Origin of the sequence: Citrobacter sp. B72 (genome assembly GCF_016894305.1) — a bacterium.
GTDB classification, from domain to species: Bacteria; Pseudomonadota; Gammaproteobacteria; order Enterobacterales; family Enterobacteriaceae; genus Citrobacter; species Citrobacter portucalensis.
Genome location: NZ_CP069801.1, coordinates 2,532,558 through 2,553,816 on the forward strand (window position 1 = coordinate 2,532,558; position 21,259 = coordinate 2,553,816).

Below are 21,259 nucleotides of genomic sequence, written 5' to 3' on the forward strand. Positions count from 1 at the left end.
CATGGAATATAGGTAAAAGCATATTGTTTTCTCGATCAAAATAATACAGGTTTGATTATGCAAATTTCACCTCCGGTACGCCCAGAACAAAGCATACAACGCTTAATGCAAGCACTTGAACCGATTGCAGAAAAGATGAAGGTTGTGCCGCGGCGTCGTATCATGTGGAAATACAAGAATAAGCCTCAACTCTACCTTTTTTTGCAAGGGGAGCTGTCCATTTTACGTTCTTCTGATGGTCTGTTAATCGTGACCGTCTATGAACCCCATCTGTTCGGTATTGCCGAAATGATCCAACCGGTACACGGCCATTTATTGCGCGCTGAAGCTGAATCAACCTTATTACGCGTTGATGCCGATAAAGCACGAGAACTCTTTCATCAACAAGGCTTGTGGGAAGATGCGGCGGCAGTGCTTTCATATCATACGGGTTATCTCTTTTATCGTGATGATTTAGTCGTACAGCAGCGTACTTATTCAGTGATACGTAACCACCTCGAAGAGATGATTTTGTTGCCGGAAGAGACGCGCAAGCGAGTTTCTATTTTGGATTATATTCAGGATCGGACCCACTTATCGCGCAGCAGTGTTTTAAATGTTGTATCTGCGTTAAAAAAAGGAGGGTATATTGATTTTGAACGCGGAGGGTATCTTACTTCCATCAATAAATTACCTGAGCGCTTTTAAATAAACCCACAAACAAGTTACAAATCGATTTTCTAAATTTAATATTCTATTATAGTGGCATGCTATATATCAATCGCAAAAAAATCCTCCTCATCATTCTCTGAGGAGGATTTCTTGTTATTCAATAAGAGAGTTCACGGACTGATTAATGCTTAACAGTCCTGTTTGATTATGCTCCTTATAATAAAAATTGTTCATTTGCTGCATTTGTTCGAGCTTGGTTAAAGAAGCATAAACCTGGTATGCCTGGCTATGAACGTCAAACATCTCTCTTGGCTTAACCTCATGAAGATATTCATTTTTTAACGAACTCACGACGTTTTCAATTTGCTGTTTATTATCCTGGTATAAGGACAGGGATGCCGAGTCACTACTTGATTTTGACTCGGGTTGTGCCTGAACAACAGGGATCACCATTTTATTGATTTTAACAACTTTCTTTGGGGGAGAAGTATTACAGCCAGAAAGTATCCCAGTGATGAGAAGTAGATAGAGAGTGCGCATATATAGTGTTCTAAAGACAATGGATGCCAGCCATTATCTTTTTATACAGTCAGGTGTCTACAGCTATTTTGTTTAAATAAAAACAAAATGAAATTTAAAATTAAATGTCATTGCATTATATTGTTTCATAAGATCATGTTAGCCTACGAGCATTAGATCATAGAAACCTGATAAACACAGTATTACGGAAGCTTCTCAACAATCAGAGCAGCAGGGTTTCTAATATATTATTAGTGAGGATTTATGAAACTTAATAAACTAGTGAGTTATCTGGCATTAGCTGGCGTGTGTTCAACATCATTAATATCACTACCTGTATTGGCACAGGAAGGGGCAAAAGATGCGACTGCTCAGACCAAAAGTGCGAATGACGCCTTATATGGTCAATTGCCATTCACTGATAAAACCGATTTTATGAACGCTCATAAAGGTTTTATTGCTCCGCTTCCCAGTGAATTGATTAAAGGTAAGCAGGGAAATGTTGTTTGGGACCCTCAGCAATATGCCTTTATCAAAGAGGGCGAAAAAGCCCCCGACACGGTTAATCCAAGCCTGTGGCGTCAGTCGCAGTTGATCAATATTGGCGGCTTGTTCCAGGTCACTGATGGCGTGTATCAAATCCGTAATCTTGATCTCTCGAATATGACAATTATGGAAGGGAAAGAGGGCATTACGGTCATTGATCCGCTTGTCTCGGCAGAAACCGCGAAAGTAGGAATGGACCTTTATTATAAGAATCGCGGTAAAAGACCCGTTGTTGCCGTCATTTATACACACAGCCATGTTGATCACTACGGTGGCGTCCGCGGCGTGATTGATGACGCTGATGTGAAATCCGGGAAAGTGAAGGTATATGCACCGGCTGGTTTTATGAAGGAAGCTGTATCTGAAAATATTATGGCAGGTAACGCCATGAGTCGCCGAGCCAGTTACATGTACGGCAATCTGCTGAAACCGGATGCAAAAGGTCAGGTCGGTGCGGGTCTGGGGACGACAACCTCCGCCGGTACGGTGACGCTGATTGAACCCACTAACTATATTACCCACACCGGGCAGAAAGAAGTTATCGACGGTCTAACCTATGACTTCATGATGGCACCGGGATCGGAAGCACCTTCTGAAATGCTGTGGTATGTAGAAGAGAAGGGAATGATCGAAGCTGCAGAGGATGTCACCCATACGCTACATAACACTTATTCATTACGTGGCGCGAAGATCCGCGATCCGCTGGCATGGTCAAAATATATCAATGACGTTATTGGCCGCTGGGGTGGAAAGGCAAACATTATTATTGCTCAGCATCACTGGCCGACCTGGGGTAATGAAAATGTGGTGAAGTTAATGAAAAGTCAGCGTGATATGTACCGTTACATCAACGATCAGACGCTGCGTATGGCTAACCAGGGGCTGACCCGTGACGAAATCGCCGCTAACTTCAAACTGCCGTCTGGTCTGGAAAAATCATGGGCCAGCCGTGGATACTATGGTTCTGTCAGCCATGATGTGAAAGCAACGTATGTCTTTTACCTCGGCTGGTTCAACGGTAATCCGGCAACACTGAATGAATTACCGCCCGTTGATGCCGCGAAGAAATATGTCGATTATATGGGCGGCGCTGATGCAATCATGCAAAAAGCGAAAACGGATTACGCCCAGGGCAATTACCGTTGGGTGGCGCAAGTCACTAACAATATCGTCTTTGCTGATCCGAGCAATAAAGAAGCCCGTAATCTGGAAGCCGATGCCCTTGAACAAATGGGTTACCAGGCTGAGTCCGGTCCATGGCGTAATTTTTATCTGACAGGTGCACAAGAATTACGCAACGGTGTGGTAAAAGGCGCGACGCCAAATACCGCCAGCCCGGATACCGTTAAGGCCATGTCGCCGGAGATGTTCTTTGATTATCTCGCGGTACATATTAACGGAGAAAAAGCGGCAAATGCGCAGGCAGTCTTCAACGTCGATTTAGGTGCTGACGGCGGTAAATACAAACTGGAACTGGAAAACGGTGTTCTTAACCATAGCGCTGATGCACAGGCCAGCAACGCTGATGCCTCCATTACACTTAACCGTGCAACGTTGAACAAAATCATTCTCAAGGAAGAATCGCTGAAACAGGCAGAAGAGAAGGGTGATGTACAAATTTCCGGCAATCATGCCAAGCTTGATGAGTTCCTCGGGTATTTAGATAGCTTTGATTTCTGGTTTAACATGGTAACGCCTTAACTTTAGAGCCAAACCATGCCATAACCCGCCAGCACTGGCGGGTTTTTTATTGTTGCTTATCAGAGTATTGAGTTGTACGAGACTGTATAGCAGTTGCTATACATAAGCCTTATGGTATGCTTGTAAAGCAATTGCTATACAAGAGGCTTAATAATGAAATCAGATGTCCAGCTCAACCTTAGAGCTAAAGAATCCCAACGCGCGCTTATTGATGCGGCCGCAGAGATTCTACATAAATCGCGTACAGACTTTATTCTGGAAATGGCCTGCCAGGCGGCAGAGAACGTTATTCTCGATCGCCGAGTGTTTAATTTTAATGATGAACAATACGCTGAGTTTATCGAGATGCTTGATGCTCCGGTTGCCGAAGATCCCGCTATCAGGAAGCTACTGGCAAGGAAACCACAGTGGGATTTGTAACCGCACCAGAGCCGCTAACTCACATTCATCAATTGGCGGAATTTGTCAGCGGAGAAATTGTTCTCGATGATTGGTTAAAGCAAAAAGGGTTGAAAAATCAGGCTCTCGGTGCAACCAGGACGTTTGTTGTCTGCAAAACAGACACGCGACAAGTCGCTGGCTTTTATTCACTGGCCACTGGTAGCGTCAACCACACAGAAGCAACAGGCAATCTTCGGCGTAACATGCCAGATCCAATCCCCGTAATTATCCTTGCCAGATTGGCCGTAGATCTTTCTGTTCGTGGAAAAGGGTTAGGGGCCGATCTGCTTCACGATGCGGTACTGCGGTGTTACAAAGTGGCAGAAAATATTGGCGTGCGTGCCGTTATGGTGCATGTGCTCACAGACGAAGCTAAACGTTTTTATCTTCACCACGGATTCAAAGCATCTCAACTGCAGGAGCGAACTCTGTTCCTTGGGCTTTCATGATTGTAATGAGCAGAGGAGGTCAATGGCCAAACGTGGGCCACATGGGGATTCAACTGAGTACGTATCAAATTGCATTTAACATAATATACATTATGCGCACCAATGATGTAATGGCTCAATAGTAATGTCCGCCTGTGGCTCAATTCAGATGTCCGCGCTATGGTAAGCTTCACTGGTCCGTTTAAACTACCGGGAGGCATATCATGAGCGCAGAAAGCTCAGGAGTGTTTACTTTGAAAGAGATCAACCGGATCAAGATTATACAGGACGTCATTGAACGTCGCATCACAACGCGCCGTGCGGCCGAGCACCTCGGTATCAGCGACAGGCAATGCCGCAGACTTCTTGCCCGTTACCGTGAAGGCGGACCGCTTGGTATGGCCAGCAGACGATGTGGCATGCGTGGTAACCGCCAGTTGCCACCCGGGCTCGCAGATCAGGCTCTGGAACTGATCAAGACGCGTTATGCTGATTTCGGTCCGACTCTGGCGCGTGAAAAGCTCGAAGAACTCCACGGACTGTTTCTTGGCAAAGAAACTGTCCGGCGCATCATGGTGCGGGCTGGCTTATGGGTTCCCCGTAAACAACGTGCCGCAAGGATCCCTCAACCACGGTACCGGCGTCCGTGTACTGGTGAGCTGATACAAATAGATGGCTGTGATCACGACTGGTTTGAAGGCCGTGGCCCGGCCTGCACCGCGCTGGTCTATGTTGATGATGCAACCAGCAAACTGATGGAACTGTTGTTTGTTAAATCGGAGTCCACGTTTTCTTACTTCGAAGCCACGCGGCGCTATATCGATAAGCATGGTAAACCGCTGGCACTGTACAGCGATAAAGCCGGTGTTTTTCGTGTTAACAATAAACACGCCACAGGCGGAGACGGGCATACTCAGTTTGGGCGAGCCATGCATGAACTGAACATCCAGACTATCTGTGCAGAAACCAGTCCCGCCAAAGGGCGTGTAGAACGAGCTCACCTCACTTTACAGGATCGTCTGGTCAAAGAGCTGCGGTTACAGGGCATTTGTTCAATGGAGGCTGCAAATGACTTCGCTGAGGCCTATATGGCTGACTATAACCGCCGTTTTGGCAAAGTACCGCGACATGATTTTGACGTACACCGTGCTGTAGAACATGATGAGGACCTGGGGCTTATTTTCACTGTTCGTGAAAAACGTAAAGTCTCAAAATCGTTGACGATACAATATGATAAAATGTTGTACCTGATTGAAGACAGCGAACTGAGTCGCCGTGCAATAGGTAAATATATCGATGTGTATCACTATCCTGATGGCAGAAAAGAGCTGCGCCTGAACGGTACGCTACTTCCCTACTCTACCTACGACCGACTGTCAGAAATCGACCAGGGCGCGATTGTCGATAACAAGCGTCTTGGCCGAACCCTGGAGTTTATCAGTCTGGTGCAGAGCAAGCGGGATAACACGCGCTCTCAGTCAATTCCCGCTGGAGATGGCCCTTCCCGACGACGGCCAAAGCAGGAAGGGAAGAAATCCCAGCGCTCACTGGATAATGATGACATGCTCGAAGCACTCAAACAGCTTCAGTCACGTTCAGAGGACATTTTTGGTAAAAGAGCCCGCTGATGGTACTCACTGGCCGGACAGTGGTTGCTCACCAGTTGATATTGTCCGGCCAGACCCATGATGTATTATTCATTTCGTTCAGCATCTTTATGTCCTGCTTTTCACGGGCATACTTACCCCATAATGAATGAAAAGAACGAACAATACTGATTAACTGCTTTTTTCTTTGCTCCGGAGATAGGCTGATAAAATAGCAGCACCTGCTGTCAATATTATCCTCAATGAAATTAAAATCAGAGTCTGATGCATATTTTACTGTTAGCATAATATCATTCGACGTTGTTCTCTCAGACTCTGTTAATGCTGATTCTATCAGGTATTCAAAGGCATACATGACAGACAGCTGGTTTTTGTCTGTCTGAATATAACCCATTGAGTTTCTGAGTATTGAGGACTGTACCAGGACCAGAGGCCATAAAAGCTCAACACCATAAAGCTTATATGTATCATGTTGATCATACTGATGTTGCTCAACACGACGATTACCTTCCCGTGCTTTACGAATATCATAGGCAAGGGATAACATAAATCCGTCTTTAACTTTAATCAGTGGGCTTTCATCCACGATGTAATGAATGAGTTCATGTAATTCATTCAGGGCTTCTGAATCTCCCCACAGTATAAAACCTGCATTGTTCGGCGTTAACTCGTATCGAAGCATGGGCTCAATCATCCTGTTGTTTCAGTCGGAGGAAAGTCTATCAGTAAAGAGAATGAGAGATCAAAGTGGTCATTTTAATTGAGCTGGATAACGGACATTTCAATTGAGCCTTGACAAAAGTAAATAAAGGCTGAATCTGATGTTTTATGGTCATCCTTGTGCTGCTCAATAATGACGCCTCAAAACCCTTTCAAGCGCAGTTACCTCAACAGCGCTAACAGTTCTGGATGATGGCTCTCGACTGCAACTGGTTATGCAAATAGCTGTTTTATGTCTTCTACAATTCCACCGCGACTCTCACTTCACTGAACATTAGAACTGATAACTGTAGTTCACACTGGCAAACCACAGATACGGATTATCGTAACTCCCCTGATAAATTGATGGTGACTGTACGTGGGACGACTGCATATGCAGATACGACACGGCAGCACCGATATTGCTTTGTGGTGTAATTTGATATTGCGCTCCGGTAGCAAATCGCCATTCATCACCGGTCGGCATCGTCAGCGCCACATCGCTTTGCGAATGCTAGCTGCGTCTGAACGGTACTTACGTCATCCCCCTGATAGCGATAGCGAGAAGCAGAAAAAGCCAACGCATTATTTCCCGCCTTCTGGCGGTGTTGCGGGTGCGGTATACCAATTCTCTTTGGCCACCATCACGCTGTTTTCTGGCTGTAGCACAAAATTCGGAGACATAATCTGCACGTTAAATTCGTTGAAGACGTCCTGAATATTGCTATGCAGTTCATTACGGGCATCTGCCAGTGATACATCCGGCAGCAGGCGCACCTGCAATTCATAGGAAATATACCAGTCCATCAGACTCAGCTGACGCACCAACGGCGGCTGTGAAAGATCGATTCCTTTGGCCCGCTTGGCTGCCAACTCCAGCATTGCGTGGACCTGGCGCCAGGGCGTGTCGTAGCCAATGGTAACGCCGACCGTCAGGTTGACGCCGCCGTTGGTGCTCTGCGCGCTAAGGTTAGTAATTTTTCCACTAACCACTACCGCATTTGGCACTGTGACCACGTAATTTTCACGAGTGATAATTTTGGTCGCGAGCATACCAATTTCGCTTACCAATCCCTCGTTGTCCGCTACCCGAATCATGTCGCCTTTGCGCAGCGCGCGCGAATAGATCAAAACCAGTCCGCTCATTGCGTGGTTCATCACCCCGGCCGACCCCAGCGTGAGCATCAGGCCAAAGAAAACGCTGATACCTTTAAACGCCAGTGAATTGGCACCGGGCAAAAAGGGATAGGCTGCAGATAGCGCAAAGAGCCACACCACCACAGAGATTAACTTACGGGTTGCGCCCACGGTTTCTGGATGAATTCCAGGCAACTGCAAACGCCCTGCCTCCACCTGGTTGAGAACCACCTTAAGCAACTTCAGGATGAACGCCGTGATGAGAAAAATGATCAGGACGATCATCAAGCCAGGTAACGCTGAGACAATCGACAATGCAATATCACGCACTACGTGTACAGACCAGTCACCAAGGGACTCTCCCCAGACGCGCGTCCAGGGAAACAGGCTAAAGGCCCAACTCAGCCAAACGTAAAGTGCAACGATACCCAGCAGGATCATCAACAGTGCGTACAGGCGTGTCTCGATAGCGCCGATAAAACGCCGCCAACTCTGGGGGATCCAGCTTTTGTTCTCAAAAATGCGACGACGATAAACGCGTCTGACCCAACGCCAGGAACGGTATGCACCGAACCAAAACAGCACCAGTCCCACCAGACCAGCCATCGTTTTCACCGCCGACAGCGCCAGCCAGCCGCTGTTATACTGATCGCTCAATGCAGACCGCTGCGCCTCCATGCGCGCCAGTACGCGCTGCGCCGCCTGGTCGAGCGTAAGATCGTCTCCTTCGTCGAGATCGCCTTGTGTCAGCAACATCACCGGTTTACCGTTCATCACGATAAGCCTTCCCGGCTGGTTATAACGCGTGACCGACACAACCTGTAACGGTTCGCGAACATCGGCTTCAGTGAAATTTCGTAGCGTATTGCGGATGCGCAGCACCCGCTCTTCTGGCGTGGTAAGGCCGAATTTCGCCTGGAGCATGACAATCGGTTGATGAAAAATATAAACCGTTCGCGCGCGTTCCTTTTCGGTGGGTTCCTGACGAGGTTCCGCCGCATATGTGTTAACAACCAAAGAGGAAAGAAAGCACATTAAAAAAGCGATCACAATCCTGTTCATATTCGCCACCGAAAACGCGAGAATTATCGTTATTATTCAAAAAGCCAACGCAAATTTGATTGCTTTTTTTAGCATAGACCAGCCTTTCACTTACGCAATGTTAGTGAGAATGAGATCTTCATTTGATGTGAAAGATGATATGTCTCTGGGAAGGCTCTTATCTTCATCGTCGCTAATTTGAAACGCACATACCTCTGACCAAAAGTACATAGTCTCAATTATTACGTCATGAGATTTTGGCTTTGGAAGCTTTCATTTAAAAATATAAAGCCGCACATCTGTGATTTTTTAGCAATGGTATGTAATCGTTCGTTATATACTGAACCCGGTGACTTCACTTACTTTCAGAAATACGATAATAAAATTGAGTACATATCGGACAATGCGAAACAAAAAAAGCAAAACCATCCTACGCTTCATGCTATTGCTACTATTTACCTCTACGCTGTCGAGCTGCACATTAACCCGTGTTTCCGACAGCACACATGCCAAAGAGGTCGATGAGCTGAATGTTATTGGTCTGAGCCTGGAGGCAGCAAGGCAAAGAGCAACTGAAAAAGGTTTTGTGTGCAGCGAATACGGAAACGTGAACACGGTTGTAACCGAACAGGGTGAGCATCTATGGCTACAAACTGAATGCAGCAAGAAAAGTGCAGAGCTGTTCTGCCCACAAATGCGTTTTGTCGTTCTTAATGTCGATCCCAACACGAATAGAGTCGTTGATGTTGGCAATTATGTTAATCAACACACCTGTTTTTAAAGACAACACCTGCATCTTTTACTAATTATCGTATCGACTAAAGGACGTTATCTTGCTCATCAGAATCATCATCGCAATGGTCGCATTTGCCGGCAACTCCGTACTTTGCCGACTCGCGTTGAAGGGGATGCATGCTGATGCTATTTCATTCAGCAGCCTCCGGTTGATAAGTGGCGCAATTGCCCTTTTTTTATTTATTGCGATAACATCTGACAGCAGAAAATTTGAATTCAAGTGGTTAAATGCCCTGCTACTTTGCATCTATGTTTTTTCATTCTCCATTGCCTATGTTTCTCTCAGCACCGGCGCTGGTGCCCTGCTGCTCTTTGGTACCGTTCAGCTCGTCATGACAGTATGGGGGATAGCTCAGGGAGAAAAGCTCGTAATTTTAAAAATAACAGGAATACTCGGAGCATTGGCTGGAATAGCCATATTGCTGCTTCCTGGTGCAGAACGCCCTTCCCTGTATGCTGCAATAATGATGGTTATTGCTGGGTTAGCCTGGGCGTTCTACAGTATCACAGGGAAAAAAATCACGGATGCTGCTGCCTCTACCGGGGGGAATTTCATCCTGGCAATCCCGGTCGCATTGATTATTCCTCTGTTCTTCCGCTCTCATCTTCATATTGATATATATGGATTAGTTCTGGGCGTGCTTTCTGGTGCAATTACATCGGGAGGTGCATATCTGCTCTGGTATTCATTGCTCCCCTTACTCAGGTCCACAACGGCCAGTACTATTCAACTCAGCGTACCTTGTCTGGCCACTCTCGGTGGGATCATATTTTTGGGCGAAACGCTCACCGTCAGAATCCTTCTCGCAAGCATCATTATTTTGGCTGGAATTGGCTTAGTTATTTTCTCTGATATGAGAAAAGGAGCAAAATAGACTGATTAATTATCGGCAAAGACGATACAGAACATGTTGTGCCAATCGATGATCTGGCGGCAACGCGGGATGCGTAAACTCTTCTGTTTTATTCATACCAAGTCGTATCATCAGATTCTCTGACGGTTTATTCAGCACAGAAGTAAATGAAACGACTTCATTTAGCGCCAGTACGTCAAAAGCAAATGCAAGACTCGCTTGTGCGGCTTCTAACGCCAGACCCTGGTGCCAGTATGCTTTAGCAAGCCGCCAGCCAATTTCGGTACAGGGTGAAAAATGAAATTTATCAGGTTGTGGATGCAACCCCACACAGCCCACAAACTGGTGTGTTTCTTTTAGCTCTACGGCCCAAAATCCCCAGCCGCGTTCTGCAATACCTTCACTAAATCTATCGGCCAGGTTATCGCTTTCAGCTTTCTGTAGCGGCGCGGGGAAAAAACGCATCACGTCAGAATCGGCATTGAGTGCAGCAAAAGGGGCTCGGTCTTTAGCCTCCCACTGTCGCAATATCAACCTTGATGTTTCCAGCATATTCCTGCCCTTATCATTCATTTTCATATAATCTTCTAAAATAAGTGGCTCATCGGCAAGGTCTTATACCGCCCTTTTCCGACTTTTCCTCTCATACTGGAGATTTATACATGGCCGACTGGAACCCTTCGCTTTATCTGCAATATGCAACTGAACGTTCAAGACCCGCAGCAGAATTACTCAGCCGTGTGGCGTTAGAAAATGTCCGCTCAGTTGTTGATCTTGGTTGTGGTCCGGGAAACAGTACGGCATTGCTGCATCAGCGCTGGCCCACGGCAAAGACAACAGGTGTCGATTCTTCACCTGCTATGCTGAATGAAGCGCGCAACGCATTACCTGACTGCCATTTTATCGAAGCGGATATTAGCCAGTTTCAGCCCGAGCATCCCGTGGATCTGCTTTATGCAAATGCGTCGTTACAGTGGGTGCCCGATCACTATGAATTATTCCCACATTTGGTCTCACAACTGAGTCACAACGGTGTTCTGGCCGTGCAAATGCCGGATAACTGGCTGGAGCCCACGCATGTACTGATGCGCGAAGTGGCTTATGAACAAGATTACCCCGACCGGGGGCGTGCTCCGCTTCCTGGCGTTCACGCCTACTATGATATTTTGACCGAAGCGGGTTGTGATGTAGATATCTGGCGTACAACGTATTATCACATTATGGATTCGCATCAGGCGATTATCGACTGGGTAAGCTCAACGGGACTACGCCCCTGGTTACAGGATTTGAGCGAAAGCGAGCAGCGTCATTACCTGGCTCGCTACCATGAACTGCTTCAGGATCAATATCCGTTGCAGGAAAACGGCAATATTTTGCTGGCCTTTCCGCGGTTGTTTATTGTTGCCAGACGCAATAGTTAAGCGTTTATCATCAGACAGATCACAGGACAGGGCTACCGAGTATGCGCGCCCTCGCCTTTTTATCATAAGGATCTAGTGGCTATGTCAGGCATCTGCTAGTGTCTTGCCACATGTTACTGACGGGGGTTGTTATGTCTAAAGTCTACATTGGTGGGTGTCTGTGTGGCTCGATCCGCTTCACAGCCAGCAGTCCTAATAATTCCCATACCTGCTCATGCGATATATGCCGGAAACATACGGGTGCCCCGACCGTCGTCTGGATTGAGTTTGATGCAGAAAATGTAGAATGGACAGGAAAAGCCGGAAAACCGACAACCTGGCGCTCATCTGAAACCACCAGTCGGGCTTTTTGCCCTCAGTGCGGTAGTTCCGTGGGCGCCATCGATGACGCTCCGGTCATTGCGCTTTTAGCCGGCGCTTTTGACGATCCTAATGATGAAGATCTGGCGCCGGAGTTTCATTCGTTTTCTGATATGCGGCCAGCATGGTGGGAAACAGAACGAAACTAAGTTAGTTGGTAATGTTTATCCGGCATATGTTTTGCTGGCACATTGGTTTCATCGTTCATTTGCAGTAAATCGATTTCGATTGCATTGCAAATCGCATCCAGCGGCAGGTCATTGTTCTCAGTACCAAACGGATCTTCAAGCTCTTCCGCAAGCGCATCAAGCGAGATAAAAGTATAGGAAATCAGCACTGAAATAAACGGCGTCATGTAGTGAAGATCCACCACCAACGCGAATGGCAGCATGATACAAAACAGATAAACAGTGCGATGAAGGATCAAAGTATAAGCAAACGGAACGGGTGTATTCGCGATTCGCTCACAACCTGCCAGTACTGCCGACATATCATTTAATCTGTTGTTTAAACTATGAAATAATATATCGGACAGCTGCCCATCACGTCTGCGCACGGCCAACCACTCCCCCATCAGCAACAAAATGCGGTTTGCTGGCGATTGTGCGGCAAATACCGTCTGCAGATCTTTCTCGCTGAGATATTTCGCCAACGGCTCTGCCTGTGGGTTTCGACGTAATGTCATGCGTAAACAGTGGGCAAATGCGATTTGCAGACGAACAAACTGCCCCAGTTCGGCGTCATCCGGTAAGGTGGTTTTCACCTCGCGAAGTAGTGACCGGGAAGCAATCATCAACTGCCCCCACAGGTGTCGGGCTTCGACATAACGTGAATAGCAGGCGTTATTGCGAAAACCTAAAAAGATAGCAATCGCCACGCCCAGAATACTGAACGGTGCCAGGGTAAATTTGATACCCAACATCGTATACCAGGGCAACATGATGATAACGGCGATGGAGAGCAGGAAGTTCAGCAGCAGTCGTGAAAATATTTTAGATAATACGGAACCATGCCAGACGAATATCAGGCGCAGCCAGTGTTGTTGGGGACGAACGATCATGGTTATCTTCGGGAAAATGTGAAATCCGTCACATTAGACGCGATAGCGATCAATGTTGCAAGTTAATCGCAACATTATCCCAACAACTTTGGCCCTGCTTAAAATGAAGCCGCACCTAAGTCACAGACCGGGTTTATGATATAAACCACATAGTATGTTGTAACTAATGTATATCCAGAAAAAACCCGGCCTGAGCCGGGTTATCGGTAGTCGTCTTAGCACAGTGGCTTAACGGCTTCACGCATACCTTTTGCCAGAATGGTATCCAGATCGGCAGAGACCTGTTCCACCAGTCCAGAAACCTGCGTCAGATCTTGTTCCCAGTGTTCTTTGACACCCAGTACAGATTTGACCAACGCTTCGGTACTTATCTGGCGATCGCGATGCTGGGACCACAGCTGTTGAAAACGTTCTATCCAGTGCGCATCATCCTGAACCGGATAAGACTCACCGTTGCGCTCTCCACGATAAAAAGCAATTAACGCGGCAAGTGCAAACGTCAAACGCGCCGGCAGCTTACCGCTGGCCTGTTGCCCTGCCAGCAGTTGCGGCAATATACGGGTGCGGAACTTGGTCATGCCATTCAGGGCAATCGACAGCAGCTGATGTTTTATATACGGGTTGCAGAATCGACCGGTTACCGCGCTGGCGAAAGAAGCTAACTCATCACGTGGTAAATCCAGTACCGGAATGATCTCTTCATAGATCGCTTTCTCCACGAAAGCACAAATCTCAGCGTCATTCATCGCCTCGCCCACGGTGTCCAACCCTGCCTGCCAGGCAACAGGGACCAGCGCGGTGTGAGCACCGTTGAGAATCGCCACTTTGCGCTCTTTGTACGGTTTGATGTCATCCACGATCAGGACATTCAGCGGATACTTATCCAGACGTAGTTCTGCGGCTAATGACTTTGGCCCCTGAATGACAAACAGATAGAAGTGTTCTGCGGTATCGAGGAAAGCATCATGATAGCCCAGTTCTGCTTCGAGCTTAGCAACCTCATCACGCGGATAGCCGGTAACAATACGGTCCACCAGCGTGGAGCAAAATGCATTGGCCTGATCCAGCCACTGAATAAACGCTTCCGGCAGCGCCCATTCCTGAGCGTAGCGCAGAACCAGTTCACGCAGTGCATCACCGTTATAATCAATCAGTTCGCAAGGGATGATAATCCAGCCTTTATCCAATGCGCCGTTAAAATAGCTGAAGCGTTCGAACAGCAGACGCGTCAGTTTAGCCGGATAACTAACTGCTGGCGCGTCGTCAAACTTATCGCCCGCGTGGTAACTGATACCTGCTTCCGTGGTGTTAGAGAACACAAAACGCATATCAGGATTATGCGCCAGCTTCAGGAACTCATCGTATTCGCTATAGACGCTGATTTCACGGTTAACTGAACGAATTAGACGGGCATCACTGACGGCCTCGCCCTTCTCATTCAAACCACGAATGATAGTGGTATAGAGGCCATCCTGCGTACTCAGCGATGGCGGGAAGGAACTTTCGATAGGACGAACAATGACCACACCAGCGTTCAGATCGGTATGTTCGTTCAGCAGATCTACCTGCCAGTCTACAAAGGCGCGCAGGAAGTTTCCTTCACCAAACTGAATAATACGTTCAGGATACTGAGCACCGGGGAAATCGCGACGATTTAGTGTTTGCACAATGGGTTCCCTTTATGATTAGTCATACAACTTGATTGAATTGGTCCAATAGGTTAGCAAACTTTAATACATTGAAACCCTGTTTTGATCAATCCCCGGCGACAAATTAGAGCGTTTTATAGAAAAGTGTGGTTCCGGTCAGCATCCCATCGGGCATTTGGGCATAGTCAGGTATCACCCCTACCTTTTTCCACCCACAATTGTGGTAGAACAACTCCGCACCACTGCCCGTCGCCGTATCAAGCACCAGCAGCGTTTTACCTTGTTGACGCGCGCAACTTTCCAGTTCGTTCATCAATTCACGGGCCAGACCACTGCGTCGCGCTGAGGGGTGAACCAGCAGTTTGGCGACATCAGCACGATGAGGTTGATTTTCGGGTTGATCGATAATGAGTTGGACGGTACCGACAAGCACCCCCAGCGCATTCTGCGTACCAAGAACGATCCGTTCTCCGCGAGAAACACTTTGCGCGACCTTCATCCAGAAAGCCTCTGATTTTTCGCGATTAAAGGGCAGCATAAAACTGATGGAGGCGCCGTCATTGACGCACTGTTCAAGAACATCGCTGAGCTCGTCGATTCGCGACAGAATCTGTGCCGCGCTCAGCACAAAGCAGGGTTTGCCGGAAGCCATGGTTTCTCCTTAGATTGACCCCTTCATACTGCTTTTAACAATTACACAACACAAGGGGGGATATCATAGGATAATGTTATCTATGGCTTGTTCATTTGGAGCACTAACCAGTGGTAAATAACCGTGACAACGTAACGTTGCTGTTCATCGTTTAGCGCTACACCCTGAGGTATATCATGCCATTTCGCCAGACACCCTCGACAGCACGTCGCCGTAGCATGTTGAGCAATAAATACCGGGTGACCACGCATAGGAGTCTGTTTTCCATCATTGGCGGGAAACGCAGGTGCCAGTCGTTTAGCTATAAAATCCGCAGCATGTTGCTCGATAACTGGCGCCCCTTTATCCAGACAATACTGCCTTTCTTTCTGGCCAAGACGAAACCGCGAGCGAAACGTTGATTTCGCCAGCCGGGCAAAAAGAGGATCGAGCGTTTTCATCAGTAAACCGAGCGCCCCAGCTGTTGTGTTAATTGCTCCAGCACGGCGATACCGGCCAGTGAATTTCCCGCCGGATCCAGTTCCGGACTCCAGACAGCAATCGCCATCTCGTGTGGCACGATCGCCACGATGCCGCCACCCACACCTGATTTCGCCGGAAGCCCGACCCGCCAGGCAAATTCCCCTGCGTTCTGATACATGCCGCTGGTCGCCATCAGCGCATTGATCTGCCGGGCCTGCATAGGAGTGACCACAGGCTCAGCAAGATGAAAGGCATGCCCTTGATTTGCCAAAAAGACAAAAGTCCGCGCTAGTTCCACACAGCTCATTTTCAGCGCGCAGTAGTGAAAATAGTTCTGCAAAACGGTGGGCACGTCATGGTGAAAATTGCCGAAGGATTTCATCAACCATGCAATAGCGGCGTTACGCGCCGAGTGCTCAAACTCCGATCGCGCGACCGTCGCATCATAGGCGATATCCGAAACGCCGCTTAATGCCCGCACCACTTCCAGCATCCGTTGACGCGGTGCGCTTAGACGCCCTTGCAGCATATCGCAAACCACCAGCGCCCCGGCATTAATAAAGGGATTGCGAGGGATACCCTGCTCCATTTCCAGCTGCACCAGGGAGTTAAAAGGATGACCGGAAGGATCTTTGCCGACGCGCTGCCAGATCTCCTCTTCCTGATAGTGACGCATCGCCACGACCAGACTGAGCACCTTTGAAATCGACTGAATAGAAAAACGTTCTTGCGCATCTCCCGCCTGATAGTGCTGCCCATCAACGGTACAGATAGCAATACCCAGTTTTGAACCGTCGACGGAGGCTAATGCCGGAATGTAATCAGCGACTTTACCCTGACCAATCAGCGGACGAACCTGCTGCACAATGGTCTCTAAAATTGAATTGTCCATGGCCCTGGCCACAACATGCTCCTTGCTCGCAGGTATGAAAGGCCTGCGAGTATAACAGAGCTGAATACGCAGCGTCAGGCCGGAAGGCGGAATCTGGCCACGGCCTGCAAAAGCTGGTTAGATTCATGGTGAAGCTGTAAGGAAGAATCAGATGCAGCATTCACCAGATCACTGGTTTGTCGGGCTTCGCCGTTCAGGACATGAAGCTGACGGGTTAACTGGTGAATACTGTTCCCCTGATTTAACGTTGCAGTCGAAATATCGTTCAGTAACGCGCCGAGGTTTTCCACCAGTGCGATAACCTGCTGCAAATTCTTATCGAGTCCGTTAACCGCGTGAAAGCCCTCTTCAATGCCCTGTAACGAGTGTTTAATCAGTGTCTGAATGTTTTGCGTAGACTGACCGCTTTTTCGCGCCAGCAGCCCAACTTCTTTCGCAACCACGGCAAACCCGCGCCCTTGCTCCCCGGCATGTGCTGCCTCAATTGCGGCGTTGAGAGCCAGGATATTTGTCTGAAATGCAATGTTGTCGATAAGCGTTGTAATCCCTCGCATTTCAGACGAGCGAGTCACAATCGCCTGCATTGACGCATTTACCGTCGCCATCATTCGGTCTCCACCTGCCGCAATATCACGCGCCTGCACTGCGCGTTGATTCGCCAGTTCAGCAAAGCCACTGTTATCCTCAACATGCGTTTCCAGAACCGAAATATGCGATGTCACAGTGCTCAACTCTTCACTTTGTTTTGCCGACTGCTGGTATAGCTGTTTATTGTTCTGCGCAAGTTCGTTGATATTTCCTACCATTGCGGTGGTGGCATCATTCACCTGCCGCACCAGCGCGCAGAGCCCCTGCTGCATTGCAGCAATACGCGAACTTAATTGCGTCACTTCCCGATTAAACTGACTCACCTGCGGGGCTGGCCGAGAAAGATCCCCCGCCGCTAAAATATCGATATGATCGATCAGCCGTCGCAGCGGCATAATCACCCAACGGAACATACTACGCCAGACCAGAAAGGCGATAACCACCAGCACCAGAGGAATAAACAAAAATAGATTCTGTAAACGCTCAAGACTGGTCAACAGCTGCTGACGCCCAGCTTCCGCATGTCGCCCACTGTCCTGCTGAAAGCGCGCGTAATTAGCGTTAAAGTCTGTCTGAAAGGCCTGCACGGGTACGGCAAAAAACGCATCAATGGAACCTGACTGCATCAGCCCATCCGCCTGCTCCTGAATACCGCTATAAAAACGCTGATAGCTCTCAGTTAGTTCTGGATCCGACTGCGGCTTCATATCCCGCCAGGCATCCCATGCACTTTTTGACTGCGCCAGTGCCCGGTACGCCTCTTCCATTAACGGCCGCCAACTCCCGTCCGAACCGGTGGCGGCATCCTGCATAAAATAAATCCCCGCACGGTTAAGTAAATCGCTGGCAGATAATAACGCCACCCGCGCTTCATCGACCTTTGCCTGCTGCAAAAGCGCGAGTTGATTACGCCCTTCATTATGCTGTGCGTCACTGACTGAGGCCGAGAGCATCAAGGAGGACACGACCTGCAAAACAGAGAACAGCGCAATAATGCAAAAAATGCCGGTTAACAGACCGAACTGACGGGGTATTAAACGATGGAAAATTTGCGTTATGTTCATATTACTCTTCTGTATCAAAGCGTTAGCCGCGAGTGTACGGAGAGTAAATGACAGAAAAATTGCAGAAATAAGACAGGTGCCCCCAGTGGAGGCACCCACACCATCAAAGGCGGTTTTTCCAGACGGTCTGCACGTTACAAAACTCATGCAGGCCAAAGTGCGAAAGTTCGCGGCCAAAGCCACTTTTCTTCACACCACCAAACGCAACGCGGGCATCGCTGGCGCTGTAACCATTGATAAATACGCCACCACACTCCAGGCGTGACGCCATCTTCTGCGCCAGCGCTTCATCCGCAGCGAACACCGTGGCGGATAAGCCGAAATCACTGTCATTCGCCAGCGCTAAGGCATGTTCAGCATTCTTCGCCACGGTAATTGCCGCAACTGGACCAAACAGCTCCTGGCGGAACGCCGTCATCTCTGGAGTGACATCGCCCAGTACCGTCACGGCATAGTAATTTCCCTGACCAGCAATTTTTTCCCCGCCGAGAAGTAACCGTGCCCCTTCGGCAAGGGTAGCTTCTACCTGCTGGTGCAGCTCATCACGCAGATCAAATCGCGCCATCGGCCCCAGATCGTTTTCTTCGTTCAGCGGATCGCCCATTTTGAGCGCGCTCGCAGCGGCCACAAAGCGTGAAGTAAATTCTGCCGCAATCCCTTCTTCGATAATAAAGCGCTTGGCTGCCGCACAAACCTGCCCGGTGTTCTGATAACGCCCAGCGACCGCCGCCTTAACGGCCAGATCGAGGTCAGCATCATTGAGGACAATAAACGGATCGGAGCCGCCCAGTTCAAGCACACATTTTTTCAGCGCGGCACCCGCCTGGGCGCCAATCGCCGCCCCAGCACGTACACTGCCTGTCACCGTTACCGCCGTAATACGCGGGTCATTGATCATCTGACTGACCCCAGCGTTATCGGCATTAACCCAACCGTAAACCCCCGCGGGTACACCCGCATCAGCGAAAACCTGCGCAATAATTGCAGCACAGCCGGTTACGTTAGGCGCATGCTTTAACAAGTAGCCATTTCCAGCCAACAGTATCGGGACGGCACCTCGCATTACCTGCCAGAGCGGGAAGTTCCACGGCATGATCGCCAGAATGGTTCCTACCGGACGATATTCAATCACCGCCTGATTATTCTCCACCAGCGTAGGTTCCGGATTGAGCATCGCCGGTCCATGCTCGGCGTACCAGTCACACAATGCAGCTGACTTGGCGACTTCAGCACGCGCCTGCTTAATGGGTTTACCCATTTCACGTGAGATACACTGCGCCATCTCTTCCGCACGATGGCGCAGTGCTTGCCCGATCTGGCGCAGCGTTTGCGCACGGTGCTCAACGGAAGTATGTTTCCATTCGCTATAACCATTCGCGGCAAGGTTCAGCGCATGATCAATCTCTTCCGCGCTGGCCCACGGCGTCGCCGCCAGCCTTTCACCGCTGGCAGGGTCAATGGAAATCGCATGTGTTGCTGCTGTGATAGTCATAAGTGCCTCTCTTTATCGCAGGGTATGGTTATATCATGAGCATATTTACTCTTTCTGAAAAATGAATAATATTAACCATACCATTCACGAATAGAGAAGATTATGGATCTGACGCAGCTGGAAATGTTCAATGCCGTCGCGGAGACTGGCAGTATTACGCAGGCCGCCGCGAAGGTGCATCGCGTGCCATCCAATCTCACCACCCGTATACGTCAGCTTGAAGCCGACCTGGGCGTTGATCTGTTTATTCGTGAAAACCAGCGCCTGCGGCTTTCCCCATCCGGGCACAACTTTTTGCGCTACAGCCAGCGGATCCTGGCACTGGTTGAGGAAGCCAGGATGGTCGTCGCCGGGGATGAGCCACAAGGACTCTTCTCTCTCGGCTCGCTTGAAAGTACAGCAGCAGTTCGCATCCCCGCTACGCTGGCTGAATATAATCAGCGTTACCCCAAAATTCAGTTCGCGCTGGCGACAGGTCCTTCAGGCACAATGCTGGACGGCGTACTCGACGGAACATTGAACGCGGCCTTTGTCGATGGCCCAATTACCCATCCGGGACTTGAAGGAATGCCGGTCTACCGTGAAGAGATGATGATCGTGACGCCGCACGGCCATCCCCCCATTCAGCGGGCCAGCGACGTCAACGGTTGCAGTATTTACGCCTTTCGCGCCAACTGTTCCTATCGCCGCCATTTTGAAAGCTGGTTTCATGCCGATCGCGCCATGCCCGGCACCATTCATGAAATGGAGTCATATCACGGCATGCTGGCCTGCGTCATTGCCGGTGCGGGTATCGCACTGATCCCGCGATCGATGCTGGAGAGCATGCCAGGGCATCATCAGGTCAACGCCTGGCCACTAAGCGAGAACTGGCGCTGGCTGAATACATGGCTGGTCTGGCGCAGAGGTGCAATGACACGTCAACTGGAAGCGTTTATTGAGGTGTTGAACCCTCAGTTATCACACGACCCGGAGTAACTGGCGATCCTCAAAAAACATGAATACCTGTAAATCCGGGTGAAGTCATACGCCCGGAATTTCATTATTATTGAAATACTTAAAAATACGAGGAATGTTCGGCAACAAATTGTAGCGCCCTACCAATGAAATGAGATCCATATCACAAAATGATTGTATTTTCGCCAGCAAACGTTTTAAGATCGTGGCCTTACCTTTTCGCAGCTAATCCTCTTTTTTGAT

21 protein-coding genes and 1 pseudogene are annotated in these 21,259 nt (G+C 48.8%); 10 read left to right on the forward strand and 12 right to left on the reverse strand.

Features of this window, described 5'->3' with window-relative positions:
• The first annotated feature begins 57 nt into the window (after nt 1–57).
• Entirely contained in the window at nt 58–687 is a 630-nt protein-coding gene (locus tag JQN59_RS12050; protein WP_008784772.1) for a winged helix-turn-helix transcriptional regulator, read from the forward strand.
• A 117-nt stretch (nt 688–804) separates the two neighbouring features.
• Here JQN59_RS12050 and JQN59_RS12055 read toward each other — a convergent pair whose 3' ends face one another.
• Nucleotides 805–1,191 (reverse strand): hypothetical protein, encoded by a 387-nt coding sequence (locus JQN59_RS12055; RefSeq protein ID WP_149607226.1) that lies wholly within the window; start codon nt 1,189–1,191, stop codon nt 805–807.
• Nucleotides 1,192–1,434: 243 nt separating this feature from the next.
• Between JQN59_RS12055 and JQN59_RS12060 the strand changes: the two genes are divergently transcribed.
• From JQN59_RS12060 to JQN59_RS12075, 4 genes are all read left to right on the forward strand, one after another.
• Nucleotides 1,435–3,417, forward strand: a complete 1,983-nt coding sequence (locus JQN59_RS12060; protein WP_071692396.1) for an alkyl/aryl-sulfatase — start codon at nt 1,435–1,437, stop codon at nt 3,415–3,417.
• Between the two features lie 153 nt (nt 3,418–3,570).
• Entirely contained in the window at nt 3,571–3,837 is a 267-nt protein-coding gene (locus tag JQN59_RS12065) for a type II toxin-antitoxin system TacA family antitoxin (protein ID WP_008784769.1), read from the forward strand.
• Entirely contained in the window at nt 3,825–4,307 is a 483-nt protein-coding gene (locus JQN59_RS12070; protein WP_048214201.1) for a GNAT family N-acetyltransferase, read from the forward strand. The genes JQN59_RS12065 and JQN59_RS12070 overlap by 13 nt, the downstream gene beginning before the upstream one ends.
• A 203-nt stretch (nt 4,308–4,510) precedes the next feature.
• Nucleotides 4,511–5,914 carry an ISNCY-like element ISKpn21 family transposase gene (locus JQN59_RS12075; RefSeq protein ID WP_001567368.1) on the forward strand — a complete coding sequence of 468 codons (1,404 nt, stop codon included), beginning with the start codon at nt 4,511–4,513 and terminating at the stop codon, nt 5,912–5,914.
• A 28-nt stretch (nt 5,915–5,942) separates the two neighbouring features.
• Here the strand turns inward: JQN59_RS12075 and JQN59_RS12080 are convergent, their stop codons facing one another.
• From JQN59_RS12080 to JQN59_RS12090, 3 genes and pseudogenes are all read right to left on the reverse strand, one after another.
• Complete coding sequence (locus JQN59_RS12080) at nt 5,943–6,575, reverse strand: DUF6904 family protein (RefSeq protein ID WP_001567369.1); 633 nt, start codon at nt 6,573–6,575, stop codon at nt 5,943–5,945.
• 312 nt (nt 6,576–6,887) lie between these two features.
• Nucleotides 6,888–7,103: pseudogene (locus tag JQN59_RS12085) on the reverse strand (fatty acid transporter); the annotation flags it as partial.
• Nucleotides 7,104–7,177: 74 nt separating this feature from the next.
• Nucleotides 7,178–8,791: a mechanosensitive ion channel family protein gene (locus tag JQN59_RS12090; RefSeq protein WP_103014885.1), complete on the reverse strand. Its 1,614-nt coding sequence runs from the start codon at nt 8,789–8,791 to the stop codon at nt 7,178–7,180.
• 382 nt (nt 8,792–9,173) lie between these two features.
• On the opposite strand from JQN59_RS12090, the gene JQN59_RS12095 reads away from it, so the two are divergent.
• On the forward strand, nt 9,174–9,551 hold the full coding sequence (locus JQN59_RS12095; protein ID WP_149607225.1) for a hypothetical protein: 378 nt from the start codon (nt 9,174–9,176) through the stop codon (nt 9,549–9,551).
• Nucleotides 9,552–9,603: 52 nt separating this feature from the next.
• Nucleotides 9,604–10,440: a DMT family transporter gene (locus JQN59_RS12100; protein WP_125363450.1), complete on the forward strand. Its 837-nt coding sequence runs from the start codon at nt 9,604–9,606 to the stop codon at nt 10,438–10,440.
• Nucleotides 10,441–10,449: 9 nt separating this feature from the next.
• On the opposite strand, the gene JQN59_RS12105 is transcribed toward JQN59_RS12100, so the two are convergent.
• The gene (locus JQN59_RS12105; RefSeq protein ID WP_048226507.1) at nt 10,450–10,971 is read right to left on the reverse strand and encodes a GNAT family N-acetyltransferase; all 522 of its coding nucleotides are present in this window, start codon (nt 10,969–10,971) and stop codon (nt 10,450–10,452) included.
• Between the two features lie 110 nt (nt 10,972–11,081).
• On the opposite strand from JQN59_RS12105, the gene tam reads away from it, so the two are divergent.
• Entirely contained in the window at nt 11,082–11,840 is a 759-nt protein-coding gene (gene tam, locus JQN59_RS12110) for a trans-aconitate 2-methyltransferase (RefSeq protein WP_032943429.1), read from the forward strand.
• A gap of 131 nt (nt 11,841–11,971) precedes the next feature.
• A complete protein-coding gene (locus JQN59_RS12115; RefSeq protein ID WP_003832953.1) occupies nt 11,972–12,349 on the forward strand; it encodes a GFA family protein in 378 nt (125 codons plus the stop codon).
• On the opposite strand, the gene JQN59_RS12120 is transcribed toward JQN59_RS12115, so the two are convergent.
• The 7 genes from JQN59_RS12120 to sad all read right to left on the reverse strand — a co-directional run bounded on the left by JQN59_RS12120 (nt 12,346) and on the right by sad (nt 20,059).
• Nucleotides 12,346–13,260 carry a bestrophin family protein gene (locus JQN59_RS12120; protein WP_032943428.1) on the reverse strand — a complete coding sequence of 305 codons (915 nt, stop codon included), beginning with the start codon at nt 13,258–13,260 and terminating at the stop codon, nt 12,346–12,348. The two genes, JQN59_RS12115 and JQN59_RS12120, sit on opposite strands and share 4 nt — an antisense overlap.
• A 215-nt stretch (nt 13,261–13,475) precedes the next feature.
• Nucleotides 13,476–14,927, reverse strand: a complete 1,452-nt coding sequence (locus JQN59_RS12125; protein WP_008784755.1) for a tagaturonate reductase — start codon at nt 14,925–14,927, stop codon at nt 13,476–13,478.
• 106 nt (nt 14,928–15,033) lie between these two features.
• Nucleotides 15,034–15,561 carry a GNAT family N-acetyltransferase gene (locus JQN59_RS12130; protein WP_149607224.1) on the reverse strand — a complete coding sequence of 176 codons (528 nt, stop codon included), beginning with the start codon at nt 15,559–15,561 and terminating at the stop codon, nt 15,034–15,036.
• A gap of 80 nt (nt 15,562–15,641) precedes the next feature.
• Nucleotides 15,642–16,001, reverse strand: a complete 360-nt coding sequence (locus JQN59_RS12135; RefSeq protein WP_008784753.1) for a DUF4186 domain-containing protein — start codon at nt 15,999–16,001, stop codon at nt 15,642–15,644.
• Nucleotides 16,001–16,927, reverse strand: coding sequence for a glutaminase B (gene glsB / locus JQN59_RS12140; RefSeq protein WP_003832944.1), 927 nt, complete (start codon nt 16,925–16,927; stop codon nt 16,001–16,003). The genes JQN59_RS12135 and glsB overlap by 1 nt, the downstream gene beginning before the upstream one ends.
• Nucleotides 16,928–16,989: 62 nt before the next feature.
• Nucleotides 16,990–18,567 carry a methyl-accepting chemotaxis protein gene (locus JQN59_RS12145; RefSeq protein WP_149607223.1) on the reverse strand — a complete coding sequence of 526 codons (1,578 nt, stop codon included), beginning with the start codon at nt 18,565–18,567 and terminating at the stop codon, nt 16,990–16,992.
• Nucleotides 18,568–18,670: 103 nt separating this feature from the next.
• Nucleotides 18,671–20,059 carry a succinate-semialdehyde dehydrogenase gene (gene sad / locus JQN59_RS12150; protein ID WP_149607222.1) on the reverse strand — a complete coding sequence of 463 codons (1,389 nt, stop codon included), beginning with the start codon at nt 20,057–20,059 and terminating at the stop codon, nt 18,671–18,673.
• 102 nt (nt 20,060–20,161) lie between these two features.
• Here sad and ptrR point away from each other — a divergent pair, with 102 nt between their 5' ends.
• Nucleotides 20,162–21,037, forward strand: a complete 876-nt coding sequence (gene ptrR / locus JQN59_RS12155) for a putrescine utilization regulator PtrR (protein ID WP_008784750.1) — start codon at nt 20,162–20,164, stop codon at nt 21,035–21,037.
• The last annotated feature ends 222 nt before the right edge of the window (nt 21,038–21,259 follow it).